We start from the raw sequence: 23,804 nt of genomic DNA on the forward strand, positions 1-23,804 counted from the left end.
TATGTCGGTACCGAACCAGACACCCTATAACATTTATACTGCCAACGGGCTGACCACTGTCTTTGCCTATGAGTTTTACCTGATCAGCGCCAGCGATATTCAGGTGACCATCAACGGCAACGAAGTAACATCCGGCTATACCGTGTCTGGTGTAGGGAGTACCAATGGCGGCGAGGTGACTTTTCTCACCGCCCCTGCCAATGGCGCTACTGTCATTTTTGAACGTGTTACGCCGACTTACAGGCTTACTGATTACCAGGACAACGGCGACCTGTTGGCCGATACGGTTAACAAAGATTTTGACCGCCTCTGGATGGCTATTCAGCGCGCATTCATTTATCTCGGCGTTGCACTTAGCCGCCCGCTTTTTGGTGGTGGACCATTCAATGCGGATGGTTACCGGATTGCAAATATTGCTGATCCCATTAATGATCAGGATGCAGCGACAAAAAAATTTGTTGTCGAAAATGGGAAAACAAATCTAGCGAGGACGCTACGCGTCCCGGAACCCAGCGTCGGAATGCTGCCTAGTGTTGCGGCCAGGGAAAATAAGATTCTTGCCTTTAATAGTCAGGGGGACCCCATACCTGTTCTTCCGGAGTCAGGAAGTGCAGCTGATGTGATGATCGAGCTGGCTTCGGATGTTATAGGGGCGGCATCGGTCAACTATATCCACGTATTCAACGTTCCCACCAGGCCATTTGCTTACTATCTGGCTAAAAACTCTGGCGATGTCATGCTGGCTATAAGAGAGGCTGCTGCCTCGGGTGAGGCTGTCATCTTCGAGTCCGGGAAAACATATGATATCGACGAGAACGACATCCCATTCGCTCAAAGGACAGGATTTATTGGCCCGGAAGGAAGTTACGTTAATTTCAATATAACTAATCCCGTGGGGACTTACGGTACTTTTGATTTGCGCACGAGCAATTCTCTCGGTGGAGGAAGGTTTAACCGGTTTCGTAATCTCCGGTTTCGATACCCCAATCAGGTAACTGCCTTAACAGACACAATAACCGCGCCTGTCGTGTACCCGCCTATTTTTCACGGTGGTGCATTCGAGTCCCGGTTTGAATGCCTGGATGTTGGCAACGCGTATTACGCATTTCGACTCGGGGGGATTGTTAATAGCGCTGACTCGGGATCTTCGTCAAGGGTTGTAATCGACCAGATAATCGGCGCACCTCTTTATATTGGGGTGTCATTAACTCAGGTTCTGGACGTTCCTGTTATCCAAAATATCCGGTGGAATTATAACTACGTTGCAGGAAGTACATCTCCATATAACTATGACATAACCCTAAAACAATGGATGCATGATAATGCCGTGGCGTTCAGGTTTGGGCGTATTGACTGGGCCACTATCAACAACCTGTTTGCTTACGGCTATTGCTATACCTTTTTTATGCAGGCATGGGGTTTTACAGGTTCTGCAGACAGGCTTAAATTCGTTGGTTGTACGGCAGATCATTGCGTATACCCAGTTTATGCGCAAAATTTTACCAATTACCTGATGTTTATTGCCTGCGGATTAACTGGCGATCGCGGCTCTGAGTTTTCCCGTATCGCTCCTAACATTATTTATATTAACGATGTTGGCGATCCAGACGCTGTCGTTTCATTCATTGGTTGCACATTAAATAACTTCACTGGTTCTGTAATAAGGACTAATGGTCCTACTGTAGAGCTTCTCGGTGGGAAAATCTGGGGTTTTGGTTATGACTCCAGTGCATCTCTAATCCGAAACGCCATTGAATTAACAGCATCAGCGACAGTAAAAATTAACGGCACCAAAATCTATGCGTCAGCGGGATTATATACACGTTGTGTGTATGACGGCGGCCATGGTAATTCTGAATTGCATATAAGTGGCGGCGCTCAGCTAATCGGTGCGACATACGAATCCTACCGATGGGATGGCGGTGTTGATGGGGGTAACAAAGAATACATCGAACGCGGCGTGACAATTACAGGTGCCACAACGTCCGTCAACATTCGCGGGGTCGCTTCTTTTTATCAACAGAAACATGAATACCCCAGCATTTCCATGCCTGTCTCTGGAACATATCAGTCTGGAGATGAAGTAAAAAATATGACCTTTACAATACAGGGGGTTGCGGGTTCTCGTTACGTGATTAAGAGCTGGCTACGCGTGACTACGGGTAGCTCACACGTTCTGAATGTTGACTGGGTTGCGCAGAAAGTACCTACCGGGGATTAATTATGAGCATTACCATCGCGAGAAAAATAACCCAACAAAACTCGGCATCATCGCTGGGTTTTCAGATTGAAGAGGCTGAAGGTGCTGTTGACGTAACCTATACCGCAAACTCAATCGTCTTTATATCTGGTGACATAGCCACGGTTGAGTTTGAAGTGACGGTGGCAGGGTACGGACAGACAGGTATTCGCCATATTGATTGCCCCTATTCGGGTGGTGATAGTCCGCTTGAAGACGCTGAAGAGTTTCTCAAGCAGGCAATCGAAGAGTTAGACGCTAAATCTGCTGAAATCGCTGCGAAAAAGCAACAAGAGGCGGAGCAAACAGAATTAGCCGAAGAAATGGCTAAAGGCTTAGTGAGTGATTCAGATGGGTAAAATTAACGCTCGGCAGTTAAAGGTGGGCCAGCGAGTAACAATCAGGACTCATGATGGTAAAAAACTCAGTGGCATTCTGGTTGATAAATGCGACTGGTCAGTCGGTTGTCCTGTGGTTGAAGCTAACGGTATTAAATACGGCATCGGTTATCAGGCTAAAATTTTAGACAACTCGATGTCGAAATTTTAACTTAGTCAGGATTCCGACCAATAACGCGCATTACCTTCAGTCACTACTCTTAGTGATCCCCATGGGGGTAAGGCATGCGAATGAAGAATTTGCCGGATGTGGCGGCGGGAACGTCGTATATCACGTCCACAGTTAGTGGCAGCTACTGGCTGCTACAACTTCTCGATAAGGTAAGCCCCAGCCAGTGGGCGGCTATCGGCGTTCTGACCAGTATCGTTTTTGGTCTGCTTACCTACCTCACCAATCTGTATTTCAAAATTAAAGACGACCGGCGGAAGGCACAGGACTATGAGCAACAAAGCTAAGTTCAGCGCCGCAATGCTGGCGCTTCTGGCCGCCGGTGCATCTGCGCCGGTGCTGTTCGATCAGTTTATCAGCGAAAAAGAAGGTAACGCGCTGGTGGCCGTTGTTGATCCCGGCGGTGTTTGGTCTTTGTGCCACGGAGTAACCGTAATAGATGGCAAGCGCGTCATAAAGGGACAAAGAGCAACCGAGGCACAGTGCAAGAAGGTTAACGCTATCGAGCGCGATAAAGCTTTGGCGTGGGTTGAAAAGAATGTGTATGTTCCACTCACGCCACCGCAGAAGGTCGGCATAGCCTCATTCTGCCCGTATAACATCGGACCGGGTAAGTGCTTCCCCTCGACGTTCTACCGCAAGCTGAATGCCGGCGACCGCAAAGGGGCATGCGCGGAGATCCGCCGGTGGGTATTCGACGGTGGCCGGGATTGCCGGTTAACCAAAGGACAGAAAAACGGCTGTTACGGGCAGGTTGACCGCCGGGAGCAGGAAAGTGCATTAACGTGCTGGGGACTGTACGAATGAACGGTAAAACCAGACTGTTGATTGTTGGGGGAGTGCTGGCGGTATGCGCTGGCATTTTCTGGGCGGGGTACTTGAAGGGCTGGTACAAGCATTCTGAGCAAGTAAACAGCCAGGCTAAAGAAAGGCTACCTAAGCAGGAAAAAGCGGTTGCCGCTGGCGAGCAGAAGGCGGCGACGGCGAACGTCGAAGCCAAAGTGATTTACCGTACTGTTTATCGTGATGTGGTGAAATATGTCAATGACCCGAATCGTACTGTGTGCAAGTTTGATAGTGACGCTGTGCAGCTGCGCCAACGAGCAATCGACGCGGCCAACGCCATCCCCGGATTTGATGAACCGGCCGTGCAAGCTAAGTAACGCTGGCGCAGATAGCGACGCTGATCTGCTGGCGGATACACAGTCAGCGGAGTGCGTGCGGGAGCTGCGTACCAATATCTACCGCTGGCAATCGTGGTATCGTGCTACTGAATAAATATTGAATTTGGGGTATGATAAGCGTCAGAAGATAGTCTAAAATATCGCTGTAACTTATTGTATTCATGTTGCTAATTTATTGGTGTATGTTCGGATTTATTTCATATCTAATTGATATTTATAATAACCACCACCAATTTAAAATCCCTCGGCGTTCGCGCTGTGCGGGTTCAAGTCCCGCTCCGGGTACCATTGGGATATAGCAGAATAATCAAAGCAATAAGCAGTGTCGTGAAACCACCTCCGGGTGGTTTTTTTGTTTTTGTCCCCAGTCTATTATTAAAAAGATTAACTCTCCTGAATGGGTGATGTCAGGTGGTTTTCTCTCGCTATTTCCGCTACTGTAAGCGCCATTTTTCTACGACCACGAGACTGTTTATGAAAACCGGACCCCTGAACGAAAGCGAAGTTGAATGGCTGGATGAGATCCTGTCGAAATATGCAGAAGAAGGCACCATCATGGATGTTGCCGAACTTGATGGATTGCTGACGGCAATTCTCTCCGGGCCGACGGAAATTGAACCTGCGCAGTGGTTGTTGGCTATCTGGGGCGGGGCGGATAAAGTGCCGCGTTGGGCCAACGATCGCGAACGCGATCGCTTTGTGAACCTGACGCTGCAACATATGAGCGATACTGCCGAGCGCTTAAGTGATTATCCTGAACAGTTCGAACCCATGTTTGGCTGCCGTGAAGAGGAAGGGCAGGAGTTAACCATCGTAGAAGAGTGGTGCTTCGGTTATATGCGCGGCGTCGGCCTCAGTGACTGGTCTGCTTTACCAACTGAGCTACAAGCTGAACTGGATGCCATCGCCCTGCACGGCACCGAGGAACGATTTGAAGCGCTTGATGAATTATCCGCTGAAGAGTTCATTGCCAGCGTAGAGCGTATTCGTCCGGCGGCTCTGGCGCTTTACAACTACTGGACTGAGCATGCTCAGCCGGCTGACGTCCAGCAGCCAATACGAAATGAGGCGAAAATTGGGCGTAACGATCCTTGCCCATGCGGTAGCGGTAAGAAATATAAGCAGTGCTGCTTAGCAAAATAAGTAAAGGGGCCAATTTGGCCCCTGATTTTTTATCCCACCGCAGGCAGCAATCCTGCGACGATAGCAAACTGAATGGCCACAATTCCGATTCCGCACAGCAGAACCAACCACAGCGCGGGTGACCCCCCAGCGACTCGCCAGGCGGAGTCAGGATGCTGCTTACGGCTTTTCATCACTAATAACGAAGGTAGCATTAGCGCCAATACTGCCAGCGCGACCCCTGCATAACCTAAGGCCATCACGAAACCGCGTGGATAGAATAGGGCGAACGCCAGAGGGGGTAAAAAGGTGATTACACCACTCTGTATACGCCCGGCCGGACCATTTTTACGTTGGAACAAATCGGCCAGGTAGTCAAACAGGCCAAGCGCGACGCCGAGAAATGAAGTCGCCAGCGCCAGGTCTGCAAAAAGATGAACCGCCAGCTCAACGTGCGACGAGGCAACGACTTCACGAATCGCTTCTAACAGCCCGTTGAGTCCGGCATTTTGTGCCAGCAGAGCGGTAAAAGTTGGAGAATCAATACTGCCCAGGGTTGCCAGTTGCCAGAAAATATAGGCAACCAGTGGAATAAAGCTTCCGATGACAAATACCCGACGCAGCTTGCGTATATCCCCGTTCAGATAGCTGACGACGCTGGGTATGCTGCCGTGAAAACCAAACGAGGTAAAAATTACTGGAATCGCCGACAGCGCCAGCCCTTGCTGTAGCGGCAGAGTCAACAAGTTTATCTGATGAATATGCGGTAGCAGAAGCGCCAGCATAATAGCGAGGAAAATGATTTTGGCGCTGAACAGAAAGCGGTTAAAGAGATCAACCAGTGACGTACCGATACAAACCACCGTCCCGCCGATGCCTGTAAACAGCAGTACTCCAACCGCAGGTGGTAGCGTCCAGCCCAGCCATTGATTGAGACTTGAAGCCAGCAGTTCACCGGCACCGCTAATATAGGCCGCGGTAAGTGCGTACAGTAAGAACAGCATGCAAACACCGGTGGCCCACTGCCCGTAACGCCCCAGATAGCGCGCCGCCAGGGAGCCCAGCCCCGTGTCAGCCGGAACGTGCTGATAAACTTCAAGCAACAGTAACGCGGTGTAACACATCAGCGCCCACAGGGCGATCAGCAAAACTAACGTTACGCCGAAACCTACGCCTGCTGATGCCAAAGGCATCGCCAACATCCCTGCGCCGATGGTGGTGCCAGCGACGATTAAAATACTACCAAGAGTGCGGTTCTTCACGCTTTTCTCTATCCATGACGGATTACACAATGAATTATGCCGCGCAGAGTATGTGAAATCAGTGATTTCGTCAAATGCAGGTTACAGTGTGTGTAATAATAAGTTTACGATTTTGAACGTTTACGTTAAGCCTGCGCTGGCGCAAGAATCGGAATAATAAGCGGGGTTATCCTGTGCGTTTTATGGGGGATATTATGCAATCAATTCATGGTCATGAAGTTCTACAGATGATGATCGCTTCAGGCGAACCTTACACCGTGGCCAGTCTGGAAGCGGCGATTACCAGCCGTTTCGGGACGGATGCACGATTCCATACCTGTTCGGCGGAAAACCTGAGTGCGGCGGAGTTAGTGGCATTCTTGCAGAAAAAGGGCAAATTTATTGCCGCAGAGGAAGGGTTTAATACGCACGAAAGTAAAATTTGTCGCCATTAATAGGGCGGCGATCGCTAAGCGTCGCCGCCGTCTTCATTAATTTTGGGTATCGAGCGTTGCCAGCTCTTTATCAATAAAGTACAGACCTTCGCCGCTTTTACCTGCGAGGGTCAGTTTATCAATAACGGATTTAAACAGTTTCTCTTCTTCATGTTGCTCAGCAACATACCATTGCAGGAAATTAAAGGTCGGATAATCCTGGCTGGACATTGCCGCATGAGCCAGTTCGTTAATTTTCTGCGTAATGAGTTGTTCGTGTTCGTAGGTGACGCGGAACAGGTCGTCCAGTGAAGTATATTCGGCAAACGGTGAGGCGATGGCATTGATGCACGGCAGGCTGCCGGTATCGGTCAGGTAGTCGAACAGACGCTGCATATGGGTCATCTCTTCTTGCGCGTGGCGGCGCAGAAACGCGGCGGCGCCTTCAAAGCTGTGGTAGCTGCACCATGCGCTCATTTGCTGATAAAGCAGAGAAGAATAAAGTTCAAGGTTCATCTGTGCATTAAGTTTGTCGATCATTTCAGTTTTCAGCATCTGGCTTGCTCCGCAAATAAAGTCAAAGGTGATTGTGCCGTCACTATAATTTGTTATTAATTTATTTGCAAAAAGTAAATTAATAAATTCATTTATTACTAATGCAAATGGGAATAACACGCATTGGCAATTTAATAAATAATGAGAATGGTTTTAATTTAATATTATCAATATTAATTATGGGTCCGACTTATTCTTGAAAAAGGGACGCGCGACTTCGAGTGGCTATGAGCGCTTGGGTTAGCCTGGTGAGAAAAGGGTGGGGGGTAAGAAAGCAACGCCCGGATGCTGTGGGAGATGAAAGTGTGAGGCGATATGCAATTTATAAAACAACTTTTCATAAAATTTGAAAGTATGTTCGTAAGGTAGTATTGTTCTTCACAACGTTAACGAACTATCGCGGGAAAACCCGCACAGCATTCAGGAGAGTAAAGCATGAAAATCGCACTGATGATGGAAAACAGCCAGGCGAACAAAAACGCCATCATCCTCAACGAGTTAAACGCTGTTGCAGACGAGAAAGGTTTTCCGGTTTACAACGTCGGCATGAGCGATGAAAACGATCACCACCTGACCTATATCCATCTGGGTATCATGGCCAGCATCCTGCTGAACTCTAAAGCGGTAGACTTCGTGATCACCGGCTGCGGTACCGGCCAGGGTGCAATGATGTCTCTGAACATCCATCCGGGCGTAGTTTGTGGCTACTGTATTGATCCTGCTGATGCGTTCCTGTTTGCGCAGATTAACAACGGTAACGCGCTTTCTCTGCCATTCGCGAAAGGTTTTGGCTGGGGCGCAGAGCTGAACGTACGCTTTATTTTCGAGAAAGCGTTCACAGGGCGTAACGGCGAAGGGTATCCGCCGGAGCGTAAAGAGCCTCAGGTACGTAACGCTGGCATTCTGAACACCGTTAAGGCCGCAGTAGTGAAAGATAACTATCTGGATACGCTGCGTGCTATCGACCCAGAGCTGGTGAAAACTGCCGTGTCTGGCCCGCGCTTCCAGCAGTGCTTCTTCGAAAATTGCCAGGACAAAGAGATCGAAGCGTTCGTTCGCCAGATCGTCGGTTAATCTCCTGCAAATATCCAGGGCCAGCGCTGCTGGCCTTTTCTTTTGGGCTATTTCTTTTTGTTGGACACGTTGCTACCGGCATCTTTTGCCAGGTGCAGGCTATCAATCATTCCCACCAGACAAATCAACGCAATAAAAATAAACGACAGACGGAAGCTGATCCCCGGCAGACTTGTGAGATTAAACCATTCACTGAACTTCTCCCCAATACGAATACCGATCGCCCCGAGCGTAATCCCAAGCCCAACGGCCAGCTGCGAAGCGGTGCTGAACAACGTATTGGCATAGCTCATTTGCGCCGAAGGCACATCGGCAAAAGCAAGGGTGCTGACGCCGGTAAATTGAATAGAGCGGAATACCCCGCCGAGATAGAGAATCACGAAAATCAGCCAGACTGGCGTTTGTGGTGTTAAAAAAGCGCAGGCCAGCAGCGAGAGTACATTCAGCGCACCGTTGATCAGCAGCAGGCGGCGAAAACCCAGCCAGCGAATTAACGGCGTTGTCGCGGGCTTGATGGTTAAATTACCAACGAAAACGGCCAGCACCAGCAACCCTGAGTGGAATGGGTCCATACCAAACCCGACCTGAAACAGCAGCGGCAGCAGGAAAGGGACGGCGCTAATTGAGGCACGGAACAGCGAGCCGCCGTACATAGTGACCTTGAAGGTCGGTATTTGCAGCGCATCGAGGCGCACCATCGGCCAGGCTGCGCGACGGAAATGGCGCAGTGAGAACAACATGCTGCCAAGGCCTAATACCAGCAGCGCCGGAGTTTGCCAACTCAAAGGTTGACGATCGCCGAGAAATTCCATGGCGGTGACCAGGCTAATCATGGCGATTGAAGTGGCAAGGAAGCCGGGAAGGTCAAAAGGCCGTGGTTCATCTTCACGAATGTTTGGGATGATGCGCAAAGACAGGGCCATAGCGATGAGCCCAAGGGGCACGTTAATAAAGAAAATCCAGTGCCAACTGGCATAGCTGGTGATAAATCCGCCCAGCGGCGGGCCGATAATGGGGGCCACTAATGCCGGCCAGGTCAGGGTGGCAATCGCCTTAATGAGCTGATGCTTCGGTGTCGTTCGCAAAACTGCCAGTCGGCCTACTGGAACCATCAGCGCGCCGCCTATTCCTTGCAGAATTCGCATCGCCACGAAGATGTCGACGTTGGTTGATAACCCGCAAAAAACAGAAGCCAGCGTGAAAATCGCCAGCGCGAGAGTGAAGATTTTGCGTGCGCCGAAGCGATCGGCTATCCAGCCGCTGGCCGGTATCAGCACGGCCAGCGTAATGAGATAGGCGCTAATACCGATATTGAGATCGACCGCTGTGACGCCAAAGTCTTTCGCCATGTCCGGCAGGGCAGTGGCGATCACCGTGCCGTCGAGGAACTCCATAAAAAACGCGCCAGCCACCAGCAGTGCGGGTGCTGAAAAAGAACGATCGTCCCTGGAAGAGATGTTTGTGCTCATTGTCGTGTCGCTGCCATAGCAAAGAGGGGCCAAACTCGACGCAGAGCATGTTGCTTTAACTGTTCGATTCAGCTCATTTTTGTTTAATATTTAAATTATTTTTGTAAAAACAGTGTGATTTGACGCATGTTCATATTGATTTTTGTGATGTAAGTCATATTATAGTCCTGTAGACATTAACACCTGCATAACAAAAACGGAGTCAATCCATGAAGCTGCGCAAAATCCTCAAAAGCATGTTTGAAAACTACTGCAAAACCTTCAAAGACGTACCCCCTGGCGGTATGTTCTGATAAAAAAACCTGCTGCGGCAGGTTTTTTTATCTCTTAAGATTTAGGTTACTATTACGCTCCTGAAAAAAGGAGTAAAAAATGTCTCAACATCTCACCGAAAATGACGAGTTGGTTTCCGACGTGGTTGCCTGCCAACTGGTCATCAAACAGATTCTCGACGTTATTGATATCATCGCCCCTGTCGAAGTGCGCGAGAAAATGACCACTCAGTTAAAAGCCATCGATTTTGCCAGTCATCCTGCATCGGCCGATCCGGTTACGCTGCGGGCGGTACAAAAAGCCATTGCCTTAATTGAACTGAAGTTCACCCCGCAAGGTGAGGCACACTAAATACATAGCCCCGCCATCAAGTGATGGCGGGGCGTCGTTATGTGGTTAGTGGGAAACGGCGGTACGGGCCGGCGTCTCCTGAGTATTGTTAAATAACTTGCTGTTGCCCCAGCACTCTTCGTAGCGGTGACCGACTAAATCTTCAACGATGAGGCGCACATCCGGTGTGATGTCGGCAATTTTGCCGCCAGCTTTAATCCGCGCGACTTCCTGCAAGACCACCATATGCGCTTTGCGATCCAGCTTCATCTGCTTACTGAAGACGATCGCCGCCAAAGCCAGCAGGACTACGCCCACACAGAACACGACCGCAATAGCGGTTACCGCGCTTTCAGGTTGCGTATGCGCTTTTGACTGGAAGCCGTAGAAGCTGAGGATAGCGCCCATTGTGAAGACGATGATAGAGCGTAGGATTTTCCCGGAAAAGGTCATTGCGCCAGCATAGATACCTTCACGACGACGGCCAGTATAGATCTCGTCAACGTCGGCTAAAAAGGTATATACGGTCCAGGGGATGTAGTACACGCCGCCCGTGCCCAGTCCGAACAGGACGGTGATACCAAACATCAGGATGGTTGCCAGATGTGCAGGCAAATGGAAGAACCACAGCGAGGTATAAAGCAGCACGGCAAAAATAACCACGCTCAGCGCCAGAATGTAGGGCTTACTAAACCCTTTTTTCACGCACAGGCCGATAAACAGCGCCGTAGAGACCAGTTGCAGGATGGAATTCAGGCTATTTAGCCCGGCGACCATCGCCGGATCGTGCTGCAGGACGAAAATAACAAAGTAGGTAAAGATAGACGCAAACAGCCATTCTGCGCCGAAACCACAGAGGTACATGCCCAGATGTTTACGGAACACGCGCAGATAAAAGGTAGAACGCATATCCTTCGCCAGCATAAGCAGAGTATTGAGTAAGCCTTTTTTCTCACTATTGCTGACTTCCTCTTCGCGCGGACGTTCCCAGCTGCAGTACCACAAGCAGGAGATCGCAACGATGAGAATGATCCCGTAGGTCAGGCCGGTCAGGAAAAATGGGGTCGCGGATTCTTTGCCGTAAAGCAGGATGAACTGACCTGGAATAAATGCTGCCAGGAAGTTAGCCAGTTTACCGAAGATCGCTTTGTAGCCAGTAAGCTTTGAGCGTAGTGAAAAATCGTCGGTCATTTCGGTCGCCAATGTTTCATAGGGGACCATGATCGAGGTATAAATGATTTCAAAGACTACATAAGTGCATAGGTAGTACCAGAACCCAAGACCTTCTACCCAAAGCAGCGGGTAGAACATCATGAGCGGAATACCGATTAATAAAAAGAAGCGGCGGCGTCCGAAGCGTTTGCCGAGACGCGTTTTACCAAAATTATCGGTGAGATAACCCATAAGAGGATTACTGATCGCGTCGATAATACTGGCGACGGAGAAAATGAGCGAAGCCTCGATCAGCGTCAGCCCACAAAATGTTGTATAAAAATAAAGCAGCCATGCGCCGCTGATTGCCAGCGCGCCGCTTCCCAGTAAATTCCCGCCGCCGTAGGCTAACTGATGGCGTAACAAAATCGGTCTTCCCTGCAGCCCCTGAGGGGCTGAAGCCGCGTATCTTGCCATTAAAATAAACTCCGTGTTTTAAATTTTTGAAACACTGTTTTTATATTCTTAAGTGATGGATTTGAACGTGATCTACATCACTAAAAACCGGCTAAATCCCATGCCTGAGCATTAATGAGATCCAGTTAAAAGTTTTTAATGCTTTTTAGGAATAAAAACGGCGCCGAAGCGCCGAAAAAGATGGGTTGGTGAGAATTGTCTATAAGGACATTGATGATATTAATATATGGTTTTTGGGCATTTATCAGCGATACACCATTTGCTGTGAGCGTTAATTATGTTGGTTGCTGACCAGATCTAACAAACGAAGGTCGGTTTGTTGCACGCACGTTCCATCCTTATCCGCATTGCGCACTTCATCGAGAATGGTTTCCAGCAGGATACCGTCCTGGCGCTGTTCTTTTTCCAGCAGCGTTAAAAAATGCCAGGTGGCATCGTCGCTTTGCGCTTTAGCTTCTTCCGTCAGGTCGATCAATATACTGCTGCGTTGCTGATAATCAGCAACGGTGGTAGCAAAAAGATCTTCGAGGGAAGCACACTCTGGTTGGCTGGAACCTTCAGATTTCACCACCGGCACGGCGCCGGTTTTTTTCATAAAATCAAAAACCCGCATCATCTGGGTTACCCTGGATTGCGCCCTGCTGCGCAAAAACGTTGCGGTACCGTTTAACCGTTGCTGAGTACACCACTCACTTAAATGTAGATATAAGTTTGATGCATGGAATTCAAGATTCATTTGGTTATTCAGTTTCTTAACCATTCCTGGGACGATCATAAAAATATCCTTATTAACCTGTAAAGGAGTCCTGGCTACACCCTGAATCATCTTCCTTAGAGAGTCTTAATTCGGGACACATGACGTGCAGGTAAAGTACCAGAATAATAATTATCTGTACTTCAAATATATGAGGGGTAATTAAATTGCGATTACCGATGAATGTAGAATAGCGCCACTGGGTGATTAAGGAAACTCTCATATGATGTTATTTACGTTTCGTTACACCATCCATAATTAACTTTATTTAAGTGTGTTTATGTAATGGTAACTATTTTTCATTAGGTCATCGTTGTTTTTATATACATGATTTTAAATGATATTTATTGCTTTTGTCGTTGATTTGTAGTAGTTCTAAGTAACTAAATGAAATTACGCTTCATTTATATTGGGTTATGGTTTTGATTGTGTGTTAATCTGTTCTTCGTAAAAGGTGTAAATTGCGTTAGATTATGTTTTTTGTGATTTTAGAAACAAGGCATAACGATAATTTAAAAAAATACTGCTTTTGTAAACACACGATTGTTATTTGGCTATCTGAAGGAGTCAGAAATGAAAAAAGTAGCGGTGCTGTTAGCACCTGGTTTCGAGGAAGGTGAAGCGATTGTGATTATTGATATTCTTCGTCGCTTGCACATCAATGTAGAACTACTGTCCTGTGCCGAATCGCGCGCGGTGGTGAGCTATCACGATATTCCTATGGTCGCAGACAGCACGTTAACAGAACGAGCACAGACGCTTTATGACGCGGTGGTTCTGCCTGGCGGCCCACAAGGAAGCGTGAATCTTGCCGCCAGCCAGGAAGTGGTGGCGTTTATTGCGGCCCACGACACAGCCGGTAAGCTGATCTGCCCAATTTGTTCGGCGGCGGCGCGGGTATTGGGCGGCAACGGTTTGCTGAAGGGGCGTCGCTATGTCTGCTCCGGGGATCTCTGGCAGAACGTGAGCGGGGGAGAATACGTTGATGCGCCGGTAGTGGAAGACGGCAACCTGATCAGCGGTAAAGGCTTTGGTTACGTTTTTGATTTCTCTTTCACCGTTGCGGCACGCTTGTTGGGCGATGAAGCCCCCGTGCGCAATCATGCCGAGCATATTTATTGCCGCTGGTGATGGAAAATCTGAATCCACAAGGATAAGTCTGCTGGTGATATAGATAATATTGCTAATGCGAGCGTTAATTGTCTGACAATTAGCGCTTTTTTTATGTCTTTTTTCGCTGTTTTTATGCACGCAATTACTGTAATTCCGCGATGTGATAGCGCTCTCGTATGGAGAAATAATTTCCGGTTAATACTATTTTAACAACGGCAGTAATGAATCAGGTTTTCCTAATGCCTTGTTTTACGTCCGATTAAAATTTTAAGTCTTATTATTCCCTACATAAAAGCGAATTAAAGCTGGAGTTTACCATGCACAAATTTACTAAAGCGCTGGCGGCGATTGGTTTCGCCGCAGTTATGTCACAATCAGCTATGGCTGAGACGCTTAAGCTTGGCTTTCTGGTGAAACAGCCCGAAGAACCGTGGTTTCAAACTGAGTGGAAATTTGCCGATAAGGCCGGTAAAGATTTAGGTTTTGATGTGATTAAAATTGCCGTACCTGACGGCGAGAAAACCCTGAATGCTATTGATAGCCTGGCGGCCAGCGGAGCTAAAGGTTTCGTTATCTGCACCCCGGACCCGAAACTAGGGGCTGCTATTGTCGCCAAAGCGCGCGGCTATGATATGAAAGTGATCACCGTCGACGACCAGCTCGTTAACGCCAAAGGCAAACCAATGGACAGCGTTCCGCTGGTGATGATGGCTGCCAGCGAAATCGGCGCCCGTCAGGGGCAGGAGCTGTACAAAGAGATGCAGAAACGCGGGTGGGACGTGAAAGATACCGCGGTCATGGCGATCACCTCTGATGAGCTGGACACTGCCCGTCGCCGCACCACCGGCTCGATGGATGCGCTGAAAGCCGCTGGCTTTCCGGAAAATCAGATCTATCGCGTGCCAACCAAATCTAACGATATCCCCGGCGCGTTCGATGCCGGTAACTCCATGCTGGTTCAACATCCGCAGGTTAAACATTGGTTAATTGTCGGCATGAACGACAACACCGTACTGGGTGGCGTGCGTGCGACCGAAGGCCAGAGTTTTAAAGCCACTGACGTCATCGGTATCGGCATTAACGGCGTGGATGCAGTCAATGAACTCTCCAAAGCGCAGGCCACCGGTTTCTATGGTTCTCTGCTGCCGAGCCCGGACATTCACGGTTATAAAACCAGCGAAATGCTCTACAACTGGGTAACGAAGGACGTCGAACCGCCGAAATTCACTGCGGTTACCGACGTGGTGCTGATTACCCGCGACAACTTTAAAGAAGAGCTGGCGAAAAAAGGGCTGTAAGGCCTGGTTGACCGGGCCTCTCGTATTAAGCGGGAGGCTCAGTCCAGAAAAGCGGAGTCGTTATGCAACAGTCTACCCCTTATCTCTCATTCCACGGCATCACCATGACTTTCCCGGGCGTTAAAGCGCTGTCCGATATTAGCTTTGACTGCTATGCCGGACAGGTTCACGCCCTGATGGGAGAAAACGGCGCCGGGAAATCTACGCTGCTGAAAGTGCTCAGCGGCAACTACATACCGACGGCCGGCAGCCTGCAAATCAGCGGCCAGCAGATGGCGTTTAACCACACCACCGAAGCCTTGAATGCCGGAGTGGCGATTATTTATCAGGAACTGCATCTGATCCCGGAAATGACCGTGGCGGAAAATATCTACCTCGGACAACTTCCACACAAGGGCGGGATCGTTAACCGCTCGCTACTTAATTATGAAGCCCGCTTACAGCTTGAGCATCTGGGACTCGATATCGACCCGGAAACACCGCTCAAATATCTCTCTATCGGTCAGTGGCAAATGGTGGAGATTGCTAAAGCGCTGGCGCGTAACGCCAAAATCATCGCCTTTGATGAGCCAACCAGCTCCCTGTCTGCGCGGGAAATCGAAAACCTGTTCCGGGTTATTCGCGAACTGCGCGAGGAGGGGAGGGTCATTATTTATGTCTCTCACCGTATGGAAGAGATTTTTGCATTAAGTGATGCCATCACCGTGTTCAAAGATGGTCGCTACGTGCGCACATTTGACAATATGCAAGAGGTTAACCACGACGCCCTGGTGCAGGCGATGGTGGGCCGTGAACTGGGCGATATCTACGGCTGGCAACCGCGTGAATACGGCAACGAACGCTTGCGTCTGGAGCAGGTGAAGGCACCGGGCGTGCGTCAGCCGATCAGCCTGTCGGTGCGCAGCGGTGAAATCGTTGGCCTGTTCGGGCTGGTTGGGGCCGGGCGCAGCGAGCTGATGAAAGGCTTATTTGGCGGCAGCAGGATAACCAGTGGCCAGGTCTACATTGACGGCCAGGCTATCGACATCCGCAAACCCGCGCAGGCGATTCAGGCTGGAATGATGCTCTGTCCGGAAGACCGCAAAGCCGAAGGGATTATTCCGGTTCACTCGGTGCGCGACAACATCAATATCAGCGCACGTCGTAAGCATATTCTTGCAGGATGCGTGATTAACAACGCCTGGGAAGCGGAAAATGCTGACCAGCATATCAAATCGCTCAACATCAAAACGCCGGGCCCGGAGCAGCTGATTATGAATCTCTCTGGCGGCAATCAGCAGAAAGCCATTCTTGGCCGTTGGTTATCGGAAGAGATGAAAGTGATCCTGCTCGATGAGCCGACGCGCGGCATTGATGTCGGCGCTAAGCATGAAATTTACAACGTTATTTACGCATTAGCGGCATCAGGCGTCGCGGTGGTCTTTGCCTCCAGTGATTTACCCGAAGTTCTCGGCGTCGCGGACCGTATCGTGGTGATGCGTGAGGGCGAAATCGCCGGTGAATTGTTGCATGAACATGCGAATGAACAGCAGGCATTGAGCCTTGCGATGCCCAAAGTGAGCCAGGCGGTCGCCTGAGTAAGGAGTTTATGATGTCATCAGTTACCTCTTCAGGTACTTCCCGGTCGGCTTTCAGCTTCTCCCGCATCTGGGATCAGTTTGGCATGCTGGTTGTTTTCGCCGTGCTGTTTATCGGCTGCGTGATTTTTGTGCCCAATTTTGCCTCATTTATCAATATGAAAGGTCTGGGGCTGGCTATCTCGATGTCCGGGATGGTGGCCTGTGGGATGCTATTTTGCCTGGCATCCGGTGACTTTGACCTGTCGGTTGCTTCGGTTATCGCCTGTGCGGGGGTCACCACGGCGGTGGTGATTAACCTGACCGAAAGCATGTGGATTGGCATTACGGCTGGCCTGCTGCTAGGGGCACTGAGCGGCCTGGTGAACGGTTTTGTCATTGCCCGCTTAAAGATCAACGCCCTGATCACCACGCTTGCGACGATGCAGATCGTTCGCGGTCTGGCCTATATTATTTCTGACGGTAAAGCGGTCGGGATTGAGGATGAGCGTTTCTTTACCCTGGGCTATGCCAACTGGTTTGGTCTGCCTGCGCCAATCTGGCTGACGGTTGGCTGCCTGATTATCTTTGGCCTGCTGTTGAATAAAACCACCTTTGGCCGTAATACCCTGGCGATTGGCGGCAACGAAGAAGCCGCGCGTCTGGCAGGCGTCCCGGTGGTGCGGACCAAGATTATCATTTTTGTCCTCTCCGGCCTGGTTTCCGCAGCGGCAGGGATTATTCTGGCCTCGCGTATGACCAGCGGTCAGCCGATGACCTCGATTGGCTATGAGCTGATTGTGATTTCGGCCTGCGTGCTGGGCGGCGTGTCGTTAAAAGGCGGGATTGGTAAGATTTCCTACGTGGTTGCCGGGATCCTGATCCTCGGGACCGTGGAAAATGCGATGAACTTGCTGAACATCTCGCCGTTCTCGCAGTATGTGGTGCGCGGCGTGATTCTGCTGGCGGCGGTAATCTTTGACCGTTACAAACAAAAAGCGAAACGTACGGTTTGATTATTCCCAACCTTTCAGTCTAATCCTAAACCATTGCCAGCGCCCGCTGAGCTGGCAATGACTATCAAAAATGGCGAGGCTGGTCACACTGTCTATACTTACATGGCTAACATTTAGTTAACACCCAGCATTGTGCTGGCCATGATAAGGAGGAACCAGGGTGGCTGACCAGATTTCCGTACCGCCTGCGTTAACCGGAAACTACGCTTTTTTCTTTGACCTCGACGGCACGCTTGCCGGTATCAAACCCCATCCCGATCAGGTGGTTATTCCTGCTGATGTTCTACAAACGCTGCGCCAGCTTGTGCAGCAGCAAAATGGAGCGGTGGCATTGATTTCAGGGCGCTCAATGGCTGAGCTCGATGAGCTTACCCATCCTTTCCGACTGCCGCTTGCCGGCGTCCACGGGGCTGAGCGCCGTGACATCAATGGTGAAACACATATCGTCACACTGCCTGACTCACTCCTCAAGACCCTTTCAACACAGCTGACAACGGCGATGGGTGCACTACCGGGTTGCGAGCTGGAAAGTAAGGGGATGGCTTTCGCGTTGCACTATCGCCAGGCGCCGCAGCAGCAAAGCGCGGTGCTAGCGCTGGCACAAGAAATCGTGCAGCGCCATCCTATTTTGGCGCTGCAGCCAGGTAAATGCGTGGTGGAGATCAAACCGCGCGGAGTGAATAAGGGTGAGGCGATTGCCGCTTTTATGCAGGAAGCGCCATTCAAGGGACGTAAACCGGTATTCGTCGGTGATGACTTAACCGATGAAGCGGGTTTTGGCGTCGTCAATCAATTGGGTGGCGTATCGGTCAAAGTGGCGGGTGGCGAAACGCAGGCGCGCTGGCGCTTGCCGGACGTGGCCGCAGTACATCTTTGGATAAATAACATCGCGAATAATGGGCAACAACCAGACGCGCTAACCGACAGGAGAGATGGCTATGGGTCGCTTAGTCGTAGTATCTAATCGTATTGCCCCGCCGGATGATAAAAAGGCCAGCGCCGGTGGCCTGGCCGTGGGGATTATGGGGGCGTTAAAAGCAGCGGGAGGATTGTGGTTCGGCTGGAGCGGGGAAATTGGTGACGACCAGCAGCCGCTGAAAAAGGTGACTCAGGGGAATATTACCTGGGCCTCTTTCAACCTTAGCGAGCAGGATCACGACGAATATTACAATCGTTTTTCCAATGCCGTATTGTGGCCCGCGTTTCACTATCGCCTTGATTTAGTGAATTTTCAGCGCGAGGCCTGGGAAGGGTATCAGCGGGTGAACTCCACGCTGGCTGATAAGCTGCTGCCGCTAATTGAACCTGACGACACCGTCTGGATCCATGATTATCACTTACTGCCATTGGCCAGTGAACTGCGTCAGCGCGGGGTAAATAATCGCATTGGCTTCTTTTTGCATATCCCGTTTCCGACGCCCGAAGTTTTTAATGCGTTGCCGCCGCATGCTGAACTGCTTGAGGGACTTTGCGATTACGACCTGCTGGGATTCCAGACCGAGAGTGACCGGCTGGCGTTTCTCGACAGCGTATCAATGCAGACCCGCGTGACGACGCGCGGTGGGAAAAAGCATCTCGCGTGGGGCAAGCCTTTCCACACAGAAGTTTATCCGATAGGCATCGATCCCGATGAAATTGCGCGCAGCGCAAAAGGGCCGTTACCGCCAAAACTGGCGCAACTGAAAAGCGAACTTAAGGGCGTACAAAATATCTTTTCCGTTGAACGGCTGGACTATTCGAAAGGGTTACCTGAACGTTTTCTGGCCTATGAGGCGCTGCTGGAGAACTATCCGCAGCATCACGGCAAGATTCGCTATACCCAAATTGCGCCGACTTCGCGCGGTGATGTTCAGGCCTATCAGGATATTCGTCATCAGTTGGAAACCGCAGCCGGACGGATTAACGGTCAGTATGGTCAGTTGGGCTGGACGCCGCTCTATTACCTGAACCAGCATTTTGAACGCAAGCTGTTGATGAAAATCTTCCGCTATTCAGACGTTGGCCTGGTCACGCCGCTGCGCGATGGCATGAATCTGGTGGCGAAAGAGTATGTGGCTGCCCAGGATCCGCAAAACCCGGGCGTGCTGGTGTTGTCGCAGTTTGCCGGCGCGGCAAATGAACTGCCTACAGCGTTAATCGTCAATCCTTACGATCGTGATGAGGTCGCTGCCGCGCTGGACCGGGCATTAACCATGCCGCTGGCAGAACGCATCACGCGCCATTCGGCTATGTTAGCGGTGATTAAAGAGAACGATATTCACCACTGGCAGGCGCGGTTTATTGCCGATCTAAAGCAGATTGAGCCAAGGAGCGAGGAGAGCCACTTAGAACGCAAGGTGGCGACCTTCCCCAAACTCGCCTAGAGGCTGAGCGGCTGGCGCCTCCCCGGCGCTAGCCCTTTTCAAGACAAACCAGCAGCACGTCAACGCCGCTGCTGCCGACGATATCCTTCGCCGAGCAGGTAGCGCGCGAAAACAGGCTTTGGTTGTGGTTACCGCAAATCACCAGGTCAACGCGATGCTGCTGGCAAAAATCCTTCACGTGATGACCCAACCCGCCGCTGGCGATAATCGTCTTCTCGATAGGATAATCGGCGTGGTGAGCGAGTTCGGCCAGAAAACCGCGCGTCTCTTCCTGCATTATTTCCCGTAAGTTTTCCATCATCGGCGCTGCAAACTGGTTATACAGCTCCGGGTCCGTCGCCAGCGTGATCAGGCTAACTTTAGCATTGACCGGACGGGCGATAGAAACGGCTTTTTGAATCAGCACCCGGCTTTCCGGGGTCGGCGCAACGGCGACTAACAGATGTGAGTAGGGCATCAAGCCTCCTTGAGATACGCAAAATAACCCTTTTCTATTGTCTTTACTCCGATTCCTTAGCTTTCGCAAGGTTTATCAGCAGCGGAAAAAAAGAGCTATGTTTCATCTGCAAAAGAGCTATTTCTCATTAATGGTCCGATCTTTTGCATTAAAAGAAACGTTGTTTTATAAATAAGTGAAGCGTGTTCCTCTACTCTTTGTATTTTTGCCATCGAACGCTTTTGGCTGGCAAAAATGAAAAGGTAACGCTGTTTCCATGCTCTTACTGTAGTCCTATATCAACTCCATTTTTGGCTGAAGTCGCCAAAAGGATTGTCGGAGTTCTCTAAAAAAAGACACAGGATTTACGGCGATGAAAACACGTAAAATCGGTTTGGTTAACTACCTTGCCTACGGATCGGGCGATTTCCTCGGTGCGGGGACCACAGCACTGACTGCAGCATGGCTGCTCTACTTCTACACCACCTTTTGCGGTCTTTCCCCTATTGAGGCGACGCTTATCTTTGCCACTGCCAGGGTTCTGGATGCAGTGATCAGTCCGCTGATGGGCTTCCTGACGGATAACTTCGGTTCGACCTGGCTGGGTAAACGTTTTGGCAGACGTAAGTTCTTTATCCTGCTGGGTATCCCGCTCGTCTTTAGCTACTCCATTATGTGGGTAGGGGACATGGGCTTCTGGTACTACCTGCTGACTTATCTGCTGTTTGATATTGTCTACACCATGATTCTGGTGCCGTATGAAACGTTGGTACCGGAGATGACCGATGACTTTAAACAGAAGACCAAATTCTCCGGTGCGCGTATTTCGATGGCGCAGATGTCGGCGATTCTGGCTTCCTTCCTGCCGGGCGTCCTGCTGACTATCTTCGGTAAGGATAATGCGGTCTCTTTCTTCTATGCGAGTCTGGTGTTCTCGGTACTGTGCGCAATGATGCTGACCTTTGTCTGGTTCTTTACCTGGGAGCGCCCGCGAGAAGAGTGGACGGAAGCGGCGCTACGGGCAGAAGAGGAGAAGCAAAACCTGACCCTGTCCCAGAGCCTTAACCGCCTGTTTATTGAGTTAAGCTCCACCTTGCGGATTAAGATTTTCCGCCAGCATCTGGGCATGTATCTGGGAGGCTATATCGCTCAGGACGTGTTCAACGCGGTCTTTACCTACTATGTGGTGTTTGTGCTGATGCAGGAAGCCTCCATGGCCTCTAACCTGCTCGGCACCATGGCTATCTTCCAGTTTATCGCGGTTATCGCCATGATCCCGCTGTGCATCCGCTTCGGACCTGCTCCATCGTACCGGATGGTGGTGGTGCTGTTTGGTCTGAGCTCGCTCTCCTACGCGGTGCTGTATTACGCCGGGCTCAGCGATGTTTACTCGCTGCTGCTGCTGATTTCCGCAGTTGCAGGCCTGGGACGCGGCGGTATCAACTATGTACCATGGAATACCTACACCTATATTGCTGACGTAGATGAAGTGATTACCGGACAGCGCCGTGAAGGGATCTTTGCCGGGATCATGACTCTAACCCGTAAAGCCTCCCAGGCGGGCGCGGTGATGCTGGTGGGGATCATTATGCAGTTTTCCGGCTTTGTCTCCGGACAGAAAACCCAGCCTTATGAAGTCAGCCACACAATCCTGCTGATCCTCAGCGTGGGGACATTAGTGGTGCTGGCCTGCGGTTTTCTTGTCTCTCTGCGTTTTAAGCTCAACCTGCAAACCCACAGCGTTCTACGTACTGAAACGCTCAAAATGCGCGAGTCTGGTCGTGCGCAGCCGGAAACGGCGACCGCTCAGGATCGTGAAGTGGTGGAGATGCTGGCCGGGATGCCGTACGAATCCCTGTGGGGCAACAACAATATCGGTTACCTGAACCGCAATAAACCTGCCGCGCCGCCGTTGAAGCAACGTTCAGAATTGAATTCGACATATAACAGAGGTTAAGGATATGAAGGTTTGGCCTGTCAAACATAGCCCATTACTGCGTCAGCCAGAGCGTTTTATCGCCCGTAATGAACTGCAAGCGCTGATCCAGAAGGTAACGCACAACCTGGTCAATATTAAGGATGAAAGCGGGCAATTTTTACTGCGCCTGGACGATGGGCGCATCATTGACACCAAAGGCTGGAACGGCTGGGAGTGGACCCACGGGGTTGGCCTGTACGGCATCTATCAGTATTACCAGCAGACTGGCGATATCGCGATGCGTGAGATTATCGATAGCTGGTTCACTGATCGCTTTGCTGAAGGAGCAACCACCAAAAACGTCAACACGATGGCGCCGTTTCTGACCCTGGCTTACCGCTATGAAGAGACGGGCAATAGCGCATATCTGCCCTGGCTCGATAGCTGGGCAGAGTGGGCGATGCACGATATGCCGCGTACCGAGTTTGGCGGCATGCAGCACATCACCCTGGCGGAAGAGAACCATCAGCAGATGTGGGACGACACGTTGATGATGACCGTCCTGCCGCTGGCCAAAATCGGCAAACTGCTCAACCGCCCGGAATATGTAGAGGAAGCGGTGTATCAGTTCCTGCTGCATGTACAGAATCTGATGGACCGCGAGACCGGACTGTGGTTCCACGGCTGGAACTACCAGGGGCAGCATAATTTTGCCAGGGCTCGCTGGGCACGCGGCAATAGCTGGTTGACGATTGTGATCCCGGATTTCCTTGAGCTGGTGGATCTACCTGAAAGCAGCGCCGTTCGCCGTTATCTGGTGCAGGTGCTGAATGCGCAGATCGCGGCGCTGGCCCGTTGCCAGGACGACAGCGGCCTGTGGCATACGCTGCTTGATGACCCAAACTCCTATCTGGAAGCATCGGCCACCGCCGGTTTTGCCTACGGGATCTTAAAAGCGGTACGCAAGCGCTATGTGAGCCAGGAATATGCAGAAGTGGCGGAGAAAGCGATTCGCGGTATCGTGCAGAATATCTCTCCTGAAGGGGAATTGCTGCAAACCTCATTCGGTACCGGAATGGGCTCGAATCTCGATTTTTATCGTGAAATTCCGCTCACGTCGATGCCGTATGGCCAGGCGATGGCAATTCTGTGCCTGACGGAATACTTACGGAAATATTTTTGAAAATTCGGGGAGGAGGCGAGCTGTGAAAAGGATATTAGCATTTTAGCCGG

General features: G+C 50.6%; 25 protein-coding genes. 19 read left to right on the top strand and 6 right to left on the bottom strand.

Annotated features, from left to right (window positions below):
* Position 1: 1 nt before the first annotated feature.
* From AC07P6_RS11445 to AC07P6_RS11475, 7 genes are all read left to right on the top strand, one after another.
* Positions 2-2,221, top strand: coding sequence for a hypothetical protein (locus tag AC07P6_RS11445; RefSeq protein WP_478316338.1), 2,220 nt, complete (start codon positions 2-4; stop codon positions 2,219-2,221).
* Positions 2,222-2,223: 2 nt separating this feature from the next.
* Entirely contained in the window at positions 2,224-2,598 is a 375-nt protein-coding gene (locus tag AC07P6_RS11450) for a hypothetical protein (protein ID WP_156234726.1), read from the top strand.
* Positions 2,591-2,788 carry a hypothetical protein gene (locus AC07P6_RS11455; protein WP_156234727.1) on the top strand — a complete coding sequence of 66 codons (198 nt, stop codon included), beginning with the start codon at positions 2,591-2,593 and terminating at the stop codon, positions 2,786-2,788. Before AC07P6_RS11450 ends, AC07P6_RS11455 begins: the two co-directional genes overlap by 8 nt.
* 80 nt (positions 2,789-2,868) lie before the next feature.
* A complete protein-coding gene (locus AC07P6_RS11460) occupies positions 2,869-3,093 on the top strand; it encodes a class II holin family protein (protein ID WP_156234728.1) in 225 nt (74 codons plus the stop codon).
* The gene (locus AC07P6_RS11465; RefSeq protein WP_156234729.1) at positions 3,077-3,613 is read left to right on the top strand and encodes a lysozyme; all 537 of its coding nucleotides are present in this window, start codon (positions 3,077-3,079) and stop codon (positions 3,611-3,613) included. The genes AC07P6_RS11460 and AC07P6_RS11465 overlap by 17 nt, the downstream gene beginning before the upstream one ends.
* Entirely contained in the window at positions 3,610-3,969 is a 360-nt protein-coding gene (locus AC07P6_RS11470) for a hypothetical protein (protein WP_156234730.1), read from the top strand. Before AC07P6_RS11465 ends, AC07P6_RS11470 begins: the two co-directional genes overlap by 4 nt.
* Before the next feature lie 495 nt (positions 3,970-4,464).
* Complete coding sequence (locus AC07P6_RS11475; protein WP_434662794.1) at positions 4,465-5,133, top strand: YecA/YgfB family protein; 669 nt, start codon at positions 4,465-4,467, stop codon at positions 5,131-5,133.
* A gap of 29 nt (positions 5,134-5,162) precedes the next feature.
* Here AC07P6_RS11475 and tyrP read toward each other — a convergent pair whose 3' ends face one another.
* Complete coding sequence (tyrP, locus tag AC07P6_RS11480) at positions 5,163-6,374, bottom strand: tyrosine transporter TyrP (protein WP_478316341.1); 1,212 nt, start codon at positions 6,372-6,374, stop codon at positions 5,163-5,165.
* A 194-nt stretch (positions 6,375-6,568) separates the two neighbouring features.
* Here tyrP and AC07P6_RS11485 point away from each other — a divergent pair, with 194 nt between their 5' ends.
* Entirely contained in the window at positions 6,569-6,808 is a 240-nt protein-coding gene (locus AC07P6_RS11485) for a YecH family metal-binding protein (RefSeq protein WP_110274341.1), read from the top strand.
* Positions 6,809-6,844: 36 nt separating this feature from the next.
* Here AC07P6_RS11485 and ftnA read toward each other — a convergent pair whose 3' ends face one another.
* Positions 6,845-7,342 (bottom strand): non-heme ferritin, encoded by a 498-nt coding sequence (gene ftnA, locus AC07P6_RS11490; protein ID WP_110274389.1) that lies wholly within the window; start codon positions 7,340-7,342, stop codon positions 6,845-6,847.
* Between the two features lie 435 nt (positions 7,343-7,777).
* Between ftnA and AC07P6_RS11495 the strand changes: the two genes are divergently transcribed.
* Positions 7,778-8,416 (top strand): RpiB/LacA/LacB family sugar-phosphate isomerase, encoded by a 639-nt coding sequence (locus tag AC07P6_RS11495; protein WP_110274340.1) that lies wholly within the window; start codon positions 7,778-7,780, stop codon positions 8,414-8,416.
* Positions 8,417-8,463: 47 nt separating this feature from the next.
* Here the strand turns inward: AC07P6_RS11495 and AC07P6_RS11500 are convergent, their stop codons facing one another.
* Positions 8,464-9,885, bottom strand: coding sequence for an MFS transporter (locus AC07P6_RS11500; RefSeq protein WP_478316343.1), 1,422 nt, complete (start codon positions 9,883-9,885; stop codon positions 8,464-8,466).
* Between the two features lie 209 nt (positions 9,886-10,094).
* On the opposite strand from AC07P6_RS11500, the gene azuC reads away from it, so the two are divergent.
* Positions 10,095-10,178 carry a stress response protein AzuC gene (gene azuC / locus AC07P6_RS11505; protein WP_004136622.1) on the top strand — a complete coding sequence of 28 codons (84 nt, stop codon included), beginning with the start codon at positions 10,095-10,097 and terminating at the stop codon, positions 10,176-10,178.
* A 79-nt stretch (positions 10,179-10,257) separates the two neighbouring features.
* On the top strand, positions 10,258-10,509 hold the full coding sequence (locus AC07P6_RS11510) for a DUF2766 family protein (protein WP_110274338.1): 252 nt from the start codon (positions 10,258-10,260) through the stop codon (positions 10,507-10,509).
* Positions 10,510-10,554: 45 nt separating this feature from the next.
* Here the strand turns inward: AC07P6_RS11510 and AC07P6_RS11515 are convergent, their stop codons facing one another.
* Positions 10,555-12,066 carry an MFS transporter gene (locus AC07P6_RS11515; RefSeq protein ID WP_478316974.1) on the bottom strand — a complete coding sequence of 504 codons (1,512 nt, stop codon included), beginning with the start codon at positions 12,064-12,066 and terminating at the stop codon, positions 10,555-10,557.
* Between the two features lie 322 nt (positions 12,067-12,388).
* Positions 12,389-12,892, bottom strand: a complete 504-nt coding sequence (locus tag AC07P6_RS11520; RefSeq protein ID WP_478316345.1) for a non-heme ferritin-like protein — start codon at positions 12,890-12,892, stop codon at positions 12,389-12,391.
* 552 nt (positions 12,893-13,444) lie between these two features.
* On the opposite strand from AC07P6_RS11520, the gene AC07P6_RS11525 reads away from it, so the two are divergent.
* The 6 genes from AC07P6_RS11525 (at position 13,445) to otsA (ending at position 20,217) form a co-directional block, all read left to right on the top strand.
* Positions 13,445-14,002, top strand: a complete 558-nt coding sequence (locus tag AC07P6_RS11525) for a DJ-1/PfpI family protein (protein ID WP_304260011.1) — start codon at positions 13,445-13,447, stop codon at positions 14,000-14,002.
* Between the two features lie 299 nt (positions 14,003-14,301).
* Entirely contained in the window at positions 14,302-15,282 is a 981-nt protein-coding gene (locus AC07P6_RS11530; protein ID WP_434662805.1) for an arabinose ABC transporter substrate-binding protein, read from the top strand.
* Between the two features lie 62 nt (positions 15,283-15,344).
* Positions 15,345-16,859, top strand: coding sequence for an L-arabinose ABC transporter ATP-binding protein AraG (gene araG / locus AC07P6_RS11535; RefSeq protein ID WP_182239646.1), 1,515 nt, complete (start codon positions 15,345-15,347; stop codon positions 16,857-16,859).
* A gap of 14 nt (positions 16,860-16,873) precedes the next feature.
* Positions 16,874-17,854: an L-arabinose ABC transporter permease AraH gene (gene araH / locus AC07P6_RS11540; protein WP_110274331.1), complete on the top strand. Its 981-nt coding sequence runs from the start codon at positions 16,874-16,876 to the stop codon at positions 17,852-17,854.
* Positions 17,855-18,014: 160 nt separating this feature from the next.
* On the top strand, positions 18,015-18,818 hold the full coding sequence (gene otsB / locus AC07P6_RS11545; RefSeq protein WP_110274330.1) for a trehalose-phosphatase: 804 nt from the start codon (positions 18,015-18,017) through the stop codon (positions 18,816-18,818).
* Positions 18,793-20,217, top strand: a complete 1,425-nt coding sequence (gene otsA, locus AC07P6_RS11550) for an alpha,alpha-trehalose-phosphate synthase (protein ID WP_478316347.1) — start codon at positions 18,793-18,795, stop codon at positions 20,215-20,217. Before otsB ends, otsA begins: the two co-directional genes overlap by 26 nt.
* A gap of 28 nt (positions 20,218-20,245) precedes the next feature.
* Here the strand turns inward: otsA and uspC are convergent, their stop codons facing one another.
* Entirely contained in the window at positions 20,246-20,674 is a 429-nt protein-coding gene (gene uspC / locus AC07P6_RS11555) for a universal stress protein UspC (protein ID WP_182239640.1), read from the bottom strand.
* A gap of 352 nt (positions 20,675-21,026) precedes the next feature.
* On the opposite strand from uspC, the gene AC07P6_RS11560 reads away from it, so the two are divergent.
* A complete protein-coding gene (locus AC07P6_RS11560; protein ID WP_182239638.1) occupies positions 21,027-22,610 on the top strand; it encodes an MFS transporter in 1,584 nt (527 codons plus the stop codon).
* Between the two features lie 4 nt (positions 22,611-22,614).
* Positions 22,615-23,754, top strand: a complete 1,140-nt coding sequence (gene bglB / locus AC07P6_RS11565) for a beta-galactosidase BglB (protein ID WP_478316350.1) — start codon at positions 22,615-22,617, stop codon at positions 23,752-23,754.
* Positions 23,755-23,804 lie beyond the last annotated feature (50 nt).

Source organism: Klebsiella sp. GFKo11 (assembly GCF_056490265.1).